The sequence below is a fragment of the Flavobacterium sp. genome (assembly GCF_047602195.1).
Taxonomy (GTDB): domain Bacteria; phylum Bacteroidota; class Bacteroidia; order Flavobacteriales; family Flavobacteriaceae; genus Flavobacterium.
The window spans coordinates 233,612-250,653 of sequence record NZ_JASGHW010000004.1 but is presented as its reverse complement, the minus strand read 5'-3'; the positions used below and the strand labels follow the sequence as shown (position 1 = coordinate 250,653).

Genomic DNA, 17,042 nt, shown 5'->3' with positions numbered 1-17,042 from the left:
CCGTTTGTCATTCTTTGGGCCGGTCAAAATAGAATTTTGTAACTTTATCCGTTTTTTAAAAGCGAACCAATGAGAAAAACACAACTCCTTTATGCAATGCCCTTCTTTTTTTTATCGTTTGTTGTACAAAGCCAGAACCTAGTCATCAATGAGATACTGGCCTCGAACAACAATGCCAATACAGACGAAGACGGCGATCATCAGGATTGGCTCGAACTTTTCAACGGAACACCGGAGGCCATTTCGCTCAATGGATATGGCTTGACCGACAATCCGTCGCAACCCTTCAAATGGATTTTCCCCGATTACACGATGGCTCCCGGCGAGCATCTTTTGGTCTGGTGTTCGGATAAGAACCGCACCAACCCCGCTGCGCCTTTGCACACCAACTGGAAAATCAGCAACGACGGCGAAACCATACGGCTCACCAATGCCTCGGGTGTGATGGTGGATGAATTTCCGCCCGTGGTTTTGGGATCGGATGTTTCCTATGGCCGGACGGTAAGCGGCGGCCCCGATTTTACGATTTTCCAACAGCCCACGCCGGGCGCACCCAATTCGGTCCAGTCTCCGGGCGAGACATTGTCGCCACCTGTGTTTTCCATGGCTTCGGGATTTTTCAACGAGAGTTTCAACCTGACCCTTTCGCACCCCGACCCCGAAGCAACGATTCTTTACACGCTGGACGGTTCAGAACCCGATTCCGAAAACCTTGGCGGAAAGACGTACCAATACAAGAACCAGTATCCCGAATTTCCGGGCGACCCTTTTGGCGAATTGTTGACCGCAAGCTATACGACCCAAACCTATGCTGATCCGCTTGTCATCGAAGACCGTTCGGCATTGCCCAATAAGGTCTCTGCGATTTCCACGACTTTTTTCAATCCGTATTATTTGCCTACGGCGGCCGTGAAAAAAGCCACTGTGGTCCGGGCACGTGCAGTCAGGCCGGGTTACAGCCCGAGTATGACCGTGACGCAGAATTATTTTTTTTCCAATTCCACGCATACGCTTCCGGTGGTCAGCATCAATCTCGATGAGGATTTGTTTTTCGACTACGAGAACGGCATCCATGTGGCCGGCAAAGATTTTGACGACTGGCGTACCGCCAATCCAGAAGGCTCCACGGTGGTCTCCACCAACAACTACAACCGCTCGGGCGACAGCACCGAAGCCAAGGCCAACCTGAGTTTTTTCAAGGACAGCCAAGAAGTATTGAACCAGGACGTCGGTGTCCGCATCAATGGCGGTTTTTCAAGATATTTTCCCAACAAATCGTTGCGGATTTATGCCCGTTCCGAATTCGGTGCCGGCGGACTTGAATACCCATTTTTTACACAACTGAACTACAACAGCTACAAAACCCTGGTACTGCGCAATTCGGGCAACGACGTCAACAAGACTTATTTCAGGGATGCCTTTATCCAGCGGTCGGTGGCACACATGAACTTGGCTACCCAGGGTTATGAACCGGCCGTGGTCTACCTTAACGGGGAATACTGGGGCATGCTCAATTTTTGCGAACGGTACGACAAACATTACTTCAAGCGGGTCTACGGGATAGAAACCGACCAGCTCGATTTCCTCGAATACGATGGCACTTTGATTCAGGAAGGCGACAATGCGCATTACCTGTCCATGATCAACTACCTGCAGTCGCATGATCTTTCGGAGGATGCCCATTACGACTACATCAAAACCCAGCTCGATCCCGACAATTTTACCGATTTTTTCATCACAAACATTTACGCCAGCAACCTCGACTGGCCGCACAACAATGTCGAATTCTGGCGCAAACACAATGCGGCATTCGAGTCGGAGGCGCCGTATGGTCAAGATGGCCGCTGGCGCTGGGTGCTCAAGGACACCGATTTTGGTTTTGGCAATTCCGATGCGCCAAACGCCTTCCTCCACAATACGCTGTCATTTGCCACTTCGGTCGGCGGCGACCCGATCACCAATCCGGAATGGTCCACTTTCCTGTTCCGCAAATTGCTCGAAAACAATACGTTCAAGACCAATTTCATCAACCGTTTTGCCGACATGATCAATACCACCTTCCAGCCGGACAGGCTCAATGGTATGATTACAGCGATGGCCCAGGTCATTGCGGGTGAAATCGAAGCACACGGCCAACGTTGGCAAAGCATCAATTCGTTGGCGCAATGGAATGACAATGTGGCGGTCATGACCGAATTCGCCAACCAGAGACCGCAATACCAGCGCGACCACATCCGCGAAAAATTTGGGATTGCCGAAAATGTGGCGCTGACACTCGACGTCAATGACGCAGCGGGCGGTTACATCAAAATCAATACGATTGAGATCCTGCCCACCACGCCTGGTGTTTCTCCAACCCCTTATCCGTGGACCGGGATTTACTTCAAGGATGTACGCGTGACGCTTCGGGCGATCCCGAACGACGGTTATGCCTTCAGTTATTGGAGCGGCGACGTAGAGAGTTTCGAGGCCGAAATCACGGTAACGCCACAGCAGGCCGCCACATTGGTGGCTCATTTTACTTCGACGGCTCCGATCACCGACCGGGTTCCGGTTTATTTTTGGGCACTCGATTCGAGCTTGCCCAACCTGTCATTGCTTTCCTCAATCGACGCCAGTTTTGAGCAGGGCAGCGAGGCAACATTGCAGTACACCTCCTGCCTGGACGGTTATCCTTTCGAGATCGGCCATCCGAACTGGGGCAAAGCCGCACTGACCAAAATCGACAGCCCAACCGCGGTCAATTACATTCCCGAAGCCAATTACGGGATTGAATATGCCAATGCGGGTATCCGCGGAATCATGATTACCCAGCCGTTCCATTCGGATGCCGGCGACAATACGTTGACCTTTCATTTGCCCACGACGGGCTACCAGAATATCATTGTTTCATTTGCCGCCAAGAATTACAATGCTGCCGATGCGATCGTCCTGGATTATTCGGTGGCCCACGACGGCGATCATTGGATCCGTACGGGATTGCCTTTTGCAGCCTTGCCGCTTCAAAACGATTACACCTTGTACACCGCCGACATGACGACCATTTTGGCCATCAACAACAACCCTGATTTTAAGGTACGCATCCGCTTCACCGGTCCCGACATGACCCTGATCAACGGCGGCCGTGTCTACTTTAACAATGTGAGCCTGATCGGTTCGCCGGTATTTTTGGGTAGGCCCGAACAACAACAGACGATGGGGTTTGGCCTTTACCCGAATCCGTTTTCGGATGTCGTACAAGTCAAGCATGGTTTGCAGAAAGCGACCTACCGCGTATTTACCATCGATGGCCGAATGGTCAAAAACGGGGAATTGTCCACTGAAATCAACCTGTCGGGATTGTCGTCGGGCGTTTATTTGTTCCAGGTTTCGGCCGACGGCAAAACCCAAACCAAAAAACTCGTCAAGAAATAACGGTTGAGCATCTGAACCATTTCAAAACACCCTGATTTCATAAAATCTGCATTTGATAGATAAAATAGGTATTGTATCGATAAAAAATATCGTTTGCTTAACCTTTACATAACTTCGCGCCTTATTAATCAACGCTTTAGTGAAAGTTATGAAAAAAATTACCCTTTATTTGATTGCATTACTGGGCTTGTTTACCGTGTCTGCCACGGCGCAGAACCTGGTGATCAATGAAGTAGTAACCTCAAATACTACAATCAATACCGACGAGGACGGTACCTACCAGGACTGGGTGGAATTGTACAATGGCGGTGCTTCGGTGAACCTGTCCGGCTATGGACTGACCGACGATCCGGCTGTTCCATTCAAATGGATTTTCCCGGCTGTGGTCATGAACACCGGCGACCATTTGTTGATTTTCTGTTCGGATAAAAACCGTACCGTGGTCGGCCAGCCTTTGCACACCAACTGGAAAATCAGTTCGAGCGGCGAAAACATCGTTTTGACCAGCCCGACATCGGTGACCGTAGACAACGTCCCGGCCACCGTGATCATGCAGAACATGTCTTATGGCCGTTCACCCAACGGAACCGGAAGCTTTATGTTTTTCCCAACCCCAACCCCGGGTGCAGCCAATACGACTCCGGCTTTTTCGGAAATCCTGCCCAAGCCGGCTTTTTCACAGGCCGGCGGATTCTATACGGCTGGATTCAATTTGACGATTTCGACTACCATTCCGGGCGCGACGATTTATTATACGCTCGACGGTTCGGAGCCAAGCGCTGCCAACCTGGGCGGAACCACCTATCAATACAAGAACGTTTACGAAGAAACGCCTGGCCAAACTACAGGGCCGTTGATCAACCAGACTTATCAATCGATGCAGTATACGACACCGATCAGTATCGTAGACCGTTCGCCATTGCCGAATAAAATCGCCAATATTTCAACCACATACAGCCATGATCCAACTTACATCCCGACCGCACCTATTTTCAAAGGGACTGTCGTAAGAGCCATTGTGGTTAAAGCCGGTGCCTTGTCAAGCCCGATCGTGACGCAAACTTATTTTGTGACGCCTGAAGGAAGCGCGCGCTTCGACCTTCCGGTGATTTCGATCAGCATCAACGAGGACCGTTTCTTTGATTACGAAGACGGCATCCAGGTAGCCGGTAAGGATTTTGACGACTGGCGTGCGGCCAACCCAACGGCCGAGCCACTTTGGGAAGAAGTGGGTAACTTCTACCGCCGTGGTGCGGCCAACGAGAAAGTGGGTAACTTCACTTATTTCGTAAACGGCGAGGAGAAAGTCAACCAGGATGTAGGCATCCGTACGCGCGGTGGAAACAGTTGTGCGTTCCCAAGCAAGGCGATGAACATCTATGCCCGTGCCGAACTCGGTGACGGCAGCCTGAGCTACAAATTCTTCAGCGACCTGACCGACGACAGTTTCTCTAGATTGATGCTGCGCAACGGAGGCGGTGATTTCTACGGCACCATGTTCCGCGACGAACTCAACCAGACCACTTGCGCCGAATTGCGCGTGGAGCACGAATCATATCAGCCGGCGGTGGCTTTCATCAATGGCGAATACCGCGGGATTTTGAACATCCGTGAGAAATTCGACGATGATTATTTCGGGCGTGTCATTGGCACCAAAGACGTGGACATCCTCGAGGACGAAGGGATTTACGAAACCAATATCGAAGAAGGCGACAACGCCGATTACATCGACCTGGTGAACTACATGGAAAACAACACCCTGGTTTCGGATGCCAACTACCAGTACATCCAGACCCGTATGGACACCGACAATTTCATGGATTACTACATTGCCAACATCTTTTTTGACAACGGCGACTGGCCAGGTACGAACCAAACGTTCTGGAGAAAACAAGTGCCTTACACACCGGGCGCGCCTTACGGGCACGACGGCCGTTGGAGATGGGCTTTCCACGATATGGACGATACTTTCGGCGTAGCTTATGATACCTACAGCCACAACGCACTTGCCGCGGCAACAGCGACCAATGGCCCAGACTGGCCTAACCCGGCCTGGTCTACCTTGTTCCTGCGCAAGTTGTTGGACAACCCGACATTCAAGGTGGATTTCATCAACCGTTTTGCCGATTTGATGAACACTTCGTTCCTGTCTTCCCGCGTGAACGGTATCTTTACCGCTTACAAAAATGCGATTGCGGGCGAAATGCCTGACCACATGGAGCGTTGGGAAACTTTGGTTCCGGACGACCTCGAATGGTTGCAGGAATGGGAAGAAGGTTTCATCGCAGAAAGACCAGCCTTCCAACGCAACCACATCCGAAACAAATTCGCGATTGCATCGAACGTCAACGTCACCCTCGACGTTTCGGATGCCGCCGCCGGATACGTCCACATCAATACGATTGACATCAAGGAAGGTACGCCAGGCATCACTGCCAATCCGTATCCTTGGACCGGAATCTATTTCCACAACATCCCGATGAAGGTCAAAGCCGTGGCCAACCCTGGTTTTGTTTTCAGCCACTGGAGCGGCGCTTCGAGCAGCACCGATGCGGAAATCACCGTTACTGCCGCTGCGGCAATCAGCCTCGTGGCACACTTTACACCACAGGTCGTGAACACGCCGGAGCCGGTTTATTTCTGGTTGATGGACGGCGCCATCCCGAACGATACACCGCTTACCTCGCTCAACTCGACTTTCGAAGTGCCGGGAATCGATGCGGTGATTACTTACGAATCTTCTTTGGCTGGTTATCCGTTTACTTCGGCCGATCCGAACTGGAGAAAAGGTTCGATGGAAAGACGCAACAGCCCAACCGATGTCAACTACATGCCGGAGGCCAACAACAACGTACCGTATGCGCCAGCCATCATGAAAGGTTTGCAGATTACCGAACCGTTGCACACCGCTGAGTTGCAAAACACGATGGTGTTCAATTTCACCACGATGGGTTACAAGGACATCCAATTTGGTTTCGCAGCCAAAAATGAATTGACCAATGCCGAGGCGATTGCAGTGGATTATTCGGTAAGCGCCGGGGCACCCGTTTGGATCACTACCGGATTGACCGCCACTTCATTGCCTTTGACGGCGGCGTACCAGGATTTCAACGTCGATTTCACTGCGGTGACGGCGGCCAACAACAACGCCAACTTCAAGATCAGGTTGCGTTTCACCGGCAGCGGCGACATGACCGTTTCGGCCGGAAACCGCATCACGTTCAACAACATTTCGGTGATTGCTACCGAGGAAGCGCTTGGTGTGAAGGAAAACCACAAATCGCAGTTCGCGGTGTACCCGAACCCGTTCAGCGACTTGATCCACATCGTGGGTGTCGAGAAAGCCGATTACAAAGTTTTCAGCATCGACGGCAAACTCGTCAAGGCTGGAAAAACCGAAACGGCCGAGTTGAACCTTTCGGATCTGAACAGCGGCATGTACCTGCTTCAATTGACTTCGGGCAACACGACCGAAACCAAGAAGGTCATCAAAAAATAACACAAGCATAACGCTATTTTAAAAAGAGGTGAAAAAAATTCACCTCTTTTTTTATGCATTTCGTCGATTGTTAAAATAGGTTGTTCGTCGAAAAAAGGGGTTTTGTACCGATGAAAATTCATCGACGCGGGGCTAATGTTTTATCTTTCAGCAAATAAGATATTTTGTATGAAAAAAATTACAGTTTTACTATTTGCCCTACTTAGCTTTTCCCTATCTGCACAAAACATCGTCATCAATGAATTGGTTACTTCGAACAGTTCCATCAACACCGACGAAGATGGAAGTTACCAAGATTGGGTCGAACTCTACAACAACGGCCCAGCGGCCGTAAACCTTTCCGGCTACGGGCTCAGCGATGATCCGGCCAACCTTTTCAAATGGGTTTTCCCAGCCGTTACCGTCAATCCAGGACAGCATCTTTTGGTGTTCTGTTCAGACAAGAACCGCACGGTGGTCGGGCAACCTTTGCACACCAACTGGAAAATCAGTTCCGATGGCGAAACCATCTCGCTGACGATGCCCGGCGGCACACTGGCCGATCAAGTTCCACCAGCGACGATTGCCCAAAACACCTCCTGGGCGCGCATCCCTGACGGAACCGGTGCGTTTGTCAATACGACCACGCCAACACCGGGCGCTGCCAACCAAGGCGGTGTTTCGAATCCGGTGCTTGCGGCTCCTGTTTTTTCTGTGGGTTCAGGTTTCTACACCTCGAATGTCACGTTGACGCTTTCGGCCGAGCCGGGTGCCACGATTTTGTATACGCTTGACGGTTCGGAGCCCGATGAGAACAACCTGGGCGGTACGACCTACCAATACAAGAAAATCTATCCCGAAATGCCGGGCGATCCTTACGGGACGTTCCTCGACAATACTTACCAAACGTTGCAATACAGCGCGCCGATCCTGATTACCGATCGTACGGCGCAACCCAACAAGCTCACCGGGATTTCCTCGACTTACGATGCCGCACCCGATTATTTCCCGGCTTACAACGTCTACAAAGGGACGGTCGTCCGCGTGAAGGCCGTCAAGCCGGGTTCAGATCCGAGTCCGGTGGTGACCAAGAATTACTTCATCTCGCCTGCCGGAACTGCGCGTTTCAGCATCCCGGTCATTTCACTGAGCATCAGCGAGGACAAACTGTTCGATTATGAGGACGGGATTTATGTGGCCGGTAAATTGTTCGACGATTACCGCACCGACAACCCGAATGACGTTCCGGATTACCCGATTGGAAACTACACCCAGAAAGGTTCTGGCTTTGAACGCCGCGCCAATTTGAATTATTTTGTGGGTGGGCAGGAAGTGCTGAACCAGGACATCGGCATCCGTGTGCAAGGAAATTATTCGCGCATCTATCCAAATAAATCGCTCAATTTTTATTCGCGTGCCGAATTCGGAGCCGACAAGATGAATTACAAATTCTTCGCCGACCGCGAGAGCACGAGTTTCTCGAGGGTCGTGGCCAAAAACGGTGGCAGCGATTATTTCAATTCGTTCATCAAGGACGCGCTGTGTGCCGAAGTACTCGAAAATTTACATACGGTCACCGAAGCTTCCCAGCCCGCCGTTACGTTCATCAACGGTGAATATTGGGGCATGCTGACGATCCGCGAGAAATACGACGACAAGTTCTTCAAACGCACATTCGACATTCCCGAGAATGAAATCGAATTGCTCGAAAACGACGGCTACCAGGTCGAGGAAGGCGACAACCCGCATTACCTGGCCATGGCCGATTACATCGCCAACAATTCGCTGGTTCCCGAGGCCAACTACAATTACCTCCAGACCCAGATGGATACCGAAAGCTTTACCGATTATTTCATCTCGAACATCTACCTCAACAACACCGATTGGCCGGGCAACAACATCGTATTCTGGAGAAGGAACACTGCGTTTAACCCAAGCGCGCCTTACGGGAACGACGGCCGTTGGCGTTGGGCCGCACACGACATGACGGCTACCTTCAGCAACCCGAACCACAACAACCTCGCCGTGGCGACGCATGCGGGTGGAACCGATTGGCCAAATCCGGACTGGTCGACCCTGCAATTGCGCAAACTGCTCGAGAATGCGACTTTCAAACACGACTTCATCACGCGTTTCGCCGATTTGATGAACACTACTTTCCTGCCTTCGCGTGTAGTATCGCTCGTAGACGAACTCAAGAATGAAATCGCCGCCGAGATGCCCGAGCAGATGCCACGTTGGAACGGCCCTGCCGATTTGGGCGATTGGAATTACTTCCTGAACCAGGAGAAAAATTTCGCCAACAACAGACCGGCTGCACAGCGCAACCAGATCCGTACGATGTTCGGTATTGCCAACAACCTCAACGCGACGCTCAACGTTTCGAACGCCACGCACGGTTACGTCAAGATCAACACGATCGACATCAAACAAGGCACGGACGGAATCACCGCGAATCCTTACCCATGGACCGGGGTTTATTTCTCGAACATCCCAGTAAAACTCAAGGCAATCGCCAATCCAGGCTATGTGTTCAGCCACTGGACGGGCGCTTCGACCAGTACCGATGCCGAAATCACGATGACGACCGCGGCCGATTTTTCGGTGACTGCTGTATTTGTTCCGTCAGGTTTTGCCGTAGAAACAAGCGAGCCGATTTATTTCTGGTGGATGAGCGGCACAATCCCGAACGATACGCCTTTGCTTGCGCTCAATTCTTCGTATGAAGTGACCACCGATGCGAGCATCGCCTTCAGCTCGGCCTTTGCCGGTTATCCGTTCGATTCGACCCATCCAAACTGGAGAAAAGCCTCGATGGAACGCCGCAACAAACCGACCCCGATCAACTACCGCGCAGAGGCCAACAACAATGCGCCTTACGTGGCCGGCGATATGAAAGGGCTACAGATCACGCAGCCGTTCCAAGACAACGGGCGCGAAAACACGATGGTGTTCAATATTTCAACCGTCGATTACAAGAACATCAAGTTCTCGTTCGCCGCAATGGACGAAAATGCCGCCACAGGCATTTCGATCGATTACGCCGTGAATTCGGGTGCGCCGGTCTGGATCACGACCGGATTGGCCGCGACTTCACTGCCACTCGCCACCAACAGTTTCCAATTGTTCGAAACCGATTTTACGTCGATTGTTTCGGCCAACAACAACCCTGACTTTAAGATCCGTTTGCGTTTCACCGGCCCGGACATGACGGCCTCGAGCGGAAACCGCGTCACATTCAACAACATCGCGGTCGACGGTGTGAAATTGTCGTTGATTTATCCGTCGCCGAATGTATTCACGGTAGGAACGGCGATCACCAATTTGGTTCCTGAAGTGGCCGCTCCGGTGACCAGCTACAGCATCAGCCCGGGACTGCCTGCGGGATTGAATTTTAATACAACTACCGGAGTAATCTCGGGAACGCCGACGGCAGTCGCTGCAACAGCCGCTTATACCGTTACGGCCACCAATGTGGGCGGCAGCGCCAGTTTTGATGTGGTGATAACCGTCAACGATGCCGCACCTACCGCTTTGAGTTATACCTCGCCGAACGTATTCACCGTCAACAGTTCGGTGGTCAACCTCGCACCGACCGTGACCGGAAACGTCGCCAACTATTCGGTTGTTCCGGCTTTGCCTGCGGGGCTTTCGCTGGATGCGACGACTGGTGTGATTTCTGGAACACCGACGGTTGTTTTGGCTTTGGCTACCTACAACATCACCGCCGAAAATTCGGGCGGAAGCGTGTCGTTCCCGGTCATCATCACCGTCAACGATGCCGCGCCAAGCGGATTGAGCTATACCTCGCCGAACGTATTCACCGTCAACAGTTCGGTGGTCAATTTGACACCGACCGTGACCGGAAACGTCGCCAACTATTCGGCTGTTCCGGCTTTGCCTGCGGGGCTTTCGCTGGACGCGACTACCGGCGTCATTTCTGGAACACCGACCGCAGTGTCGGTATTGACGACCTACAACATCACCGCGGAAAATTCGGGCGGAAGCGTGTCGTTCCCGGTCATCATAACCGTCAACGATGCCGCGCCAAGCGGATTGAGCTATACCTCGCCGAACGTATTCACCGTCAACAGTTCGGTGGTCAACCTCACGCCGACCGTGACCGGAAACGTCGCCAACTATTCGGTCGTTCCGGCTTTGCCTGCAGGGCTTTCGCTGGACGCGACTACCGGCGTCATTTCTGGAACACCGACCGCAGTGTCGGTATTGACGACCTACAACATCACCGCCGAAAATTCGGGCGGAAGCGTGTCGTTCCCGGTCATCATCACCGTCAACGATGCTGCGCCGGGCGGATTGAGCTATACCTCGCCGAACGTATTCACCGTCAACAGTTCTGTTGTCAATTTGACGCCGACCGTGACCGGAAACGTCGTCAACTATTCGGTCGTTCCGGCTTTGCCTGCGGGGCTTTCGCTGGATGCGACGACTGGTGTGATTTCTGGAACACCGACGGTTGTTTCGGTATTGACGACCTACAACATCACCGCCGAAAATTCGGGCGGAAGCGTATCGTTCCCAGTGGTCATCACCGTGAATGACGCCGCGCCGGGCGGATTGAGCTACAACTCACCGAATGTATTTAACATCGGCTCGACCATTTCCGATTTGACACCATCCATCACTGGAAACAACATCATCTACAGTATTTCGCCTTCGTTGCCGGATGGATTGGCTTTCGACACCGCTACGGGAATTATTTCGGGAACGCCTACGACACTCACGGCCGAGACGACTTACACCGTGACGGCAACCAATTCAGGCGGCAGTGTTACTTTTGATGTCCTGATTACGGTGGAACAAGGTTTAGGATTGGCCGAGCATACGGCTGCGGCATTTGCCATTTTCCCGAACCCTTTTGTGGATGTGGTTTATGTAAAATCCTCAGAAAGTCAATTGGAATATGCTTTGTTCGCGATTGATGGCAAACTGATCCGCCAGGCGAAAATCAACGAATCGAGAATCGATTTGGGTGATTTGCCCAACGGGATGTACCTGCTGAAATTGTCCTCGGACAACCGCACCGAGACCAAGAAGATCATCAAACGATAAAAAGAAAGAGGCCAATGGCCTCTTTTTTTATGCTTGCTTCAACGCGGTTTGCCAATCGGGAATCTGGATCCCGAAAACCGACTTGATCTTGGTTTTGTCGAGTACGCTGTATTTTGGGCGTTTTGCGGGCGTTGGATAGGCCGCGGTAGGAATTGCATTGAGTTCGATCTTTACGCCGTTTACAGCGAAGATTTCGGCGGCAAAATCGTACCAGCTCGCGACGCCTTCGTTGCTGTAATGGTAAATGCCATATTCTTGTTTGCCGCTTCGGATCATTTGCAACAAGGCATCTGCCAGGGTCGTGGCTTCGGTCGGTGTCCCGATCTGGTCATTGACGACATTGAGCGACGGCCTTTCGGCAGCGACGCGCAGCATCGTCTTCATGAAGTTGTGCCCGAATGCCGAGTACAGCCATGAAGTCCGGACGATGTAATATTGGTCGAAAACCGCAGCAATGGCCTGTTCTCCCTGCCACTTGGTCAAACCGTAAACACCTTGCGGATTCGTCGCATCGGTTTCGGTATACGGTGTTTGCTGTTGGCCGTCAAACACAAAATCGGTGGAAATGTGCAGCAGCGTCGTCCCGAATTTATGACAGGCTTGGGCCAGATTTTTGGCACCGGTCACGTTGATTTCGTAAGCCTTTTCGGGTTCGCTTTCGGCTTTATCGACGGTGGTGTAGGCCGCGGCATTGATGCAGAATTGGGGTTGGATTTTGTTAAAAATCGCTTCGAGGCTTTCGGGATTCGCAATATCGGCCTCAGCGGAAGAAGCCAAATACAGTTCAATCTGCGGATAGTTCCCTGCAATGGATTGCAAAGCCTGCCCGAGTTGTCCTTTGCCGCCGGTGACTAAGACTACCATGCTTTCTTGGCGTTTTCTAAAGTCGGTTGTACTTGGTCCTTGTCGGAAATCACGAGTTCATTTTCCGGGAAATTCCAGTCGATGCCGAGTGCCGGATCGTTGTAGATGATGCCGCCTTCGGATTCTTTGTTGTAGAAATTGTCACATTTGTAGAAGAAAACCGCCGTTTCGCTCAAGACCAAAAACCCATGGGCAAATCCCCTGGGAATGAACAATTGCCTTTGGTTCTCGCCCGAGAGCAAAACCGCAACCGATTGTCCGTAGGTTTTCGAACCCGGGCGGATATCGACGGCCACATCGAGCACTTCGCCCTTGAGCACGCGTACTAACTTGGCCTGCGCATGTGCACCGGTTTGGTAATGCAGGCCGCGCAAGACGCCGCGTGAGGAAAACGATTGGTTGTCCTGTACAAAATGTACGGGTTGGCCTACGCCGAGCTGGAACGTCATTTCGTTGAAACTTTCCATGAAATAGCCGCGTGCATCGGTGATGATCTTGGGCTCGATGATGAAGCAGTCTTCTAGTTCCGTTGGGATGAAATTCATGCGTATTAAATTATGCTCATCAAATGTTTGCCGTAGCCGCTTTTGAGCAACGGTTCGGCGAGTTTTTTCAATTGTTCGGCGTCGATGAAACCCATCTTGTAGGCGGCCTCCTCGATCGAACCGATCTTGAGTCCTTGCCTTTCTTCGATGACCTGGACGAATTGCGAGGCCTGCATCAGCGAGTTGAATGTACCGGTGTCGAGCCAGGCCGTCCCGCGATCGAGGATGCTGACCTTGAGTTTGCCGCGCTTGAGATACTCTTTGTTCACATCGGTGATTTCGAGTTCGCCGCGGTGGCTCGGTTGGATGTTGGCTGCGATGTCGACCACGTCGTTGTCGTAGAAATAAATCCCGGGTACCGCATAATTGGATTTGGGCACTTCGGGTTTTTCCTCAATCGAAAGCACTTTGCCGTTGGCGTCGAAATCGACCACGCCGTAACGCTCGGGATCATGGACATGGTAGGCGTAGATGATGCCGCCATCGGGGTCGCTGTTGGCCAGCAACAATTCGGACAAACCGGTTCCGTAGAAGATGTTGTCGCCCAGGATCAGTGCGACCTTATCGTTCCCAATGAATTCCTTCCCGATGATGAACGCTTCGGCCAGACCGTTCGGGTTTTCCTGTACGGCATATTCGAAACGGCAACCGAATTTTTTGCCGTCGCCGAGCAATTGCTCGAACAAGGGCAAATCATGTGGCGTCGAGATGATCAGGATTTCCCTGATGCCCGACCACAAAAGGGTAGACAACGGATAATAAATCATCGGTTTGTCGTAAATCGGCATCAATTGCTTGCTCACGGCCAAGGTAAGCGGATGCAGTCTGGTTCCGGATCCACCGGCTAAAATGATTCCTTTCATGGATTTCGGTTAAGCTTGCTGCGCTCTTTTCAAGCGTTGGGTTTTGTAAAAAGTAACAAAGAGATAGCCGGAAACATACAACAGGATGAACAAGATCGGCAGGACAAACTTGAGTTTTCCGTTGACCGATTCGTTGTTTTCGATGTTGAGTGTCGTGCTGGTTTCCTTGATGATTTTGTCAAGGTTGATCAGGTCTAGCTTGATGTCGGCCTGTTCACGCACCACGCGGTCCTTCATTTCAATGACATCCTTGAGCGGGGAATTTTCGTTGAAATAAACCAGTTTTTCACTTTTTAGCCCGTTCGGGTTGGTGGTAAAACCGTTCAAGAAACCGTCGATTTGTGCGATGATCAAATCATTGGCCTTGATTTTCGTCTGGATGGTTTTGATGTATTCCGATTGTACTTTCTTGTAATAATTGTTGTCGTTCAAAAAACGCAGCAACGGTTCGACCGTTTTCTTGCGATTGGTCAATTTTTTGGTCCTGAAATAAATGTTGTGGAATGAATAATTCTTACTCGTGGTGGTTTCCTCGAGCACTTTTTTCATATCGGAGTCTTCGGCAATCAACTTGAGCAATTCAAAATTACGGTCGCTGTTGTTGTTGACGAATTGGTACACGTCGATTACCGGCTTGATGTCGATGTAGCCAATTTTGCTTGGTTCTGCAACACCAATCCTTTCGAGAAACGCGGTGTCTTTTTCCCTGATGATCGCATCCAACAGCGCCACTTTGGTATACAGGTAATCCACGCTGCCATAGTTGGGCTTGACCGTGATGAAATTGTCATAGGTCTTTTGGGTTTTATCGAGGTACAACCCTAATCCGACGCCCAATACAAACAACAACCCAATTACGATCTTATGTTTGAATACGAACTGGATGCTATCGAAGACGACGTCTTTAAACCATTGGAAAAAACCGCCAATCTTTTTGGAAACGATGGCCAGGTCTAATTCCTGTTCCTCATTTTGTTGTTGAGAATTTGTGCTCATGTGGGTATTTGTTGTGTTATAGGTTAAAAATTTGTTCGAGTATTTTAATCGTAATCAAGTACGTTGGTTTGACGCCCGTGGTTCCGAGACCGCCCGAAGCGAGCGTGCTTCCAGTTTCCAACGGGTTGTCCGAAGCATAATACGCATAACGCACCTTGACATCCGGATTGATGCTTTTGCGGATCTTCGAGGCCGACTGCACCGCTTTCTGGTAATACGCGCCTTCCATCTCGAGGCCGATCACGCCCCAGGTCGAATCGTGGAAAAACTTGAGCAGGTCCTTGTTCTGCAATGAAGTTCCCAAAACGGTCACCATCGGACCGGCATAGACCGGGATGCCGTTGCCTTCGAACATTTCGGCGGTCAATTCGTTTTCAAACGGATAATTGTCGCCCGTGCCTTCGTTGATGTGCGCCGACGGGATCATGATGTCGCCCTTGCCGCCTTCCAAAATTCCGGCCTTACCCATGATCGATACCGATACCACATTGAGCAATGTTTTCTTGTCCTTGGATTCCTTGTAGGGTTTGAGTAATTCGTCAATCGTTTCATAAGCCTGTTCGCCAAAAGCGTAATCCATCACAATGATGACCGGTGGACATTTCTCGTCGATTTTTGCGCCCGCAAAAGCCGATTTTTTCCAATCGATCTTGGCCGTATCGAAAATCTGCACATCGATGTTCGTTCCAGAGGCATCCGGAAGCGAAATCATACCATGTTGCTTGGCGAATTCCTCGACCTTGTTGCGCAAATCGTGTGCGCCAGATTTACTCAATTCCTCATAGATAAAGAAATCGGTCTTGTCCTTGAATTTGGTTTTGTGTACGTGTGTGGCAAAAATCGAATTCATCACGCTGTGCATGTTCGCGCTGATGATGTGGATCGGACGGTTGAGCAAATCGTTTTCCTTCAAGACCTGCTTGATGTTGGTCGCCCAGATTTCCCCGTGGATGTGGTGTCCGAGGCGTTCGCGCAAAATCGGGCTGAATGTGACCGTGCGTTTGGTGCCGCCCATCGCTTCTTCGAGGGCGAGTTTGCCGAGCCAATAGATGACGTGCAGGAAACGGTCCGGTTTGTCGGCATTGCCGAACGAATCATAGATGTCCATGACCTCGGCGAAAGTTCTTCCGAGGATGTTGGCCGTGTGCGACAAGGTTTTCTCGCGGTCGACCAATGATAATTTCTTGTTCTGCAACACCGCCTGTTCGAGCTTGAGCCAATCGCGGGTCACTTCACCGGTTTCGTCGATCAAAACATTGTGCTTGATTTTGTGCGATTCGATGAAGATAAACGTCAGGTGCGTCAAAATATCGTAGATGTCCGAACGCCCGCGTGTGATTTCGACATTCATCTGTTCGTCGTCGATGCGGTAGCAGTTTCTCTTTCTTTTGGGTGGAACGATCGCCGTAAAGTGCGATTTCGAATAGCCTTCATCCGAGGTCAGGTTGATGAAACGGCATTCCTCGATGCCGATCGGCAACCTTTCGATCACGTACAACAATCCGTTGAGTTCGACTTTTTCCTCGGCAATGGTACCGTAGATTTCGGGGCGCAAAGACAACAATGCCTCCCTTAAAGTGTCGCCCGATACGCCCATCGGCTTGTAAAAACCGCGGTTGAATAAATGGCGCATCGTGATGTATAATTTTTCGACCGCGCTAGAGGATTCCTGGGCGCGCGAGCGAACGATGTTCTTGATTTCTTTCATTCTGTTTGTTCATTCTGTTATCGGCGATAACCTCTACCGCCGGACCCCAAACTTTTGAGGAATTTGCTTTACTTTTTCTTATCTAACCTGCAAATGTAGCA

Annotated in this window: 8 protein-coding genes; 3 read left to right on the top strand and 5 right to left on the bottom strand. The window is 51.1% G+C overall.

Annotated features, from left to right (window positions below; genetic code table 11):
- Positions 1-69 precede the first annotated feature (69 nt).
- The 3 genes from QM717_RS07485 (at position 70) to QM717_RS07475 (ending at position 11,965) form a co-directional block, all read left to right on the top strand.
- Positions 70-3,414: a CotH kinase family protein gene (locus tag QM717_RS07485; protein WP_415036422.1), complete on the top strand. Its 3,345-nt coding sequence runs from the start codon at positions 70-72 to the stop codon at positions 3,412-3,414.
- Between the two features lie 148 nt (positions 3,415-3,562).
- A complete protein-coding gene (locus QM717_RS07480; protein ID WP_415036420.1) occupies positions 3,563-6,913 on the top strand; it encodes a CotH kinase family protein in 3,351 nt (1,116 codons plus the stop codon).
- A gap of 168 nt (positions 6,914-7,081) precedes the next feature.
- Complete coding sequence (locus QM717_RS07475; protein ID WP_415036418.1) at positions 7,082-11,965, top strand: putative Ig domain-containing protein; 4,884 nt, start codon at positions 7,082-7,084, stop codon at positions 11,963-11,965.
- A 27-nt stretch (positions 11,966-11,992) separates the two neighbouring features.
- Here QM717_RS07475 and rfbD read toward each other — a convergent pair whose 3' ends face one another.
- Genes rfbD through QM717_RS07450 form a run of 5 tightly spaced genes read right to left on the bottom strand, consistent with a single transcriptional unit; the run spans position 11,993 to position 16,941 of the window.
- Positions 11,993-12,829: a dTDP-4-dehydrorhamnose reductase gene (gene rfbD, locus QM717_RS07470; RefSeq protein WP_415036416.1), complete on the bottom strand. Its 837-nt coding sequence runs from the start codon at positions 12,827-12,829 to the stop codon at positions 11,993-11,995.
- On the bottom strand, positions 12,823-13,374 hold the full coding sequence (gene rfbC, locus QM717_RS07465) for a dTDP-4-dehydrorhamnose 3,5-epimerase (protein WP_415036414.1): 552 nt from the start codon (positions 13,372-13,374) through the stop codon (positions 12,823-12,825). The genes rfbD and rfbC overlap by 7 nt, the downstream gene beginning before the upstream one ends.
- 5 nt (positions 13,375-13,379) lie before the next feature.
- Entirely contained in the window at positions 13,380-14,237 is an 858-nt protein-coding gene (gene rfbA, locus QM717_RS07460; RefSeq protein WP_415036412.1) for a glucose-1-phosphate thymidylyltransferase RfbA, read from the bottom strand.
- Between the two features lie 9 nt (positions 14,238-14,246).
- Positions 14,247-15,233: a hypothetical protein gene (locus QM717_RS07455; RefSeq protein WP_415036410.1), complete on the bottom strand. Its 987-nt coding sequence runs from the start codon at positions 15,231-15,233 to the stop codon at positions 14,247-14,249.
- A 16-nt stretch (positions 15,234-15,249) separates the two neighbouring features.
- Entirely contained in the window at positions 15,250-16,941 is a 1,692-nt protein-coding gene (locus QM717_RS07450) for a DUF6909 family protein (protein WP_415036408.1), read from the bottom strand.
- Positions 16,942-17,042 lie beyond the last annotated feature (101 nt).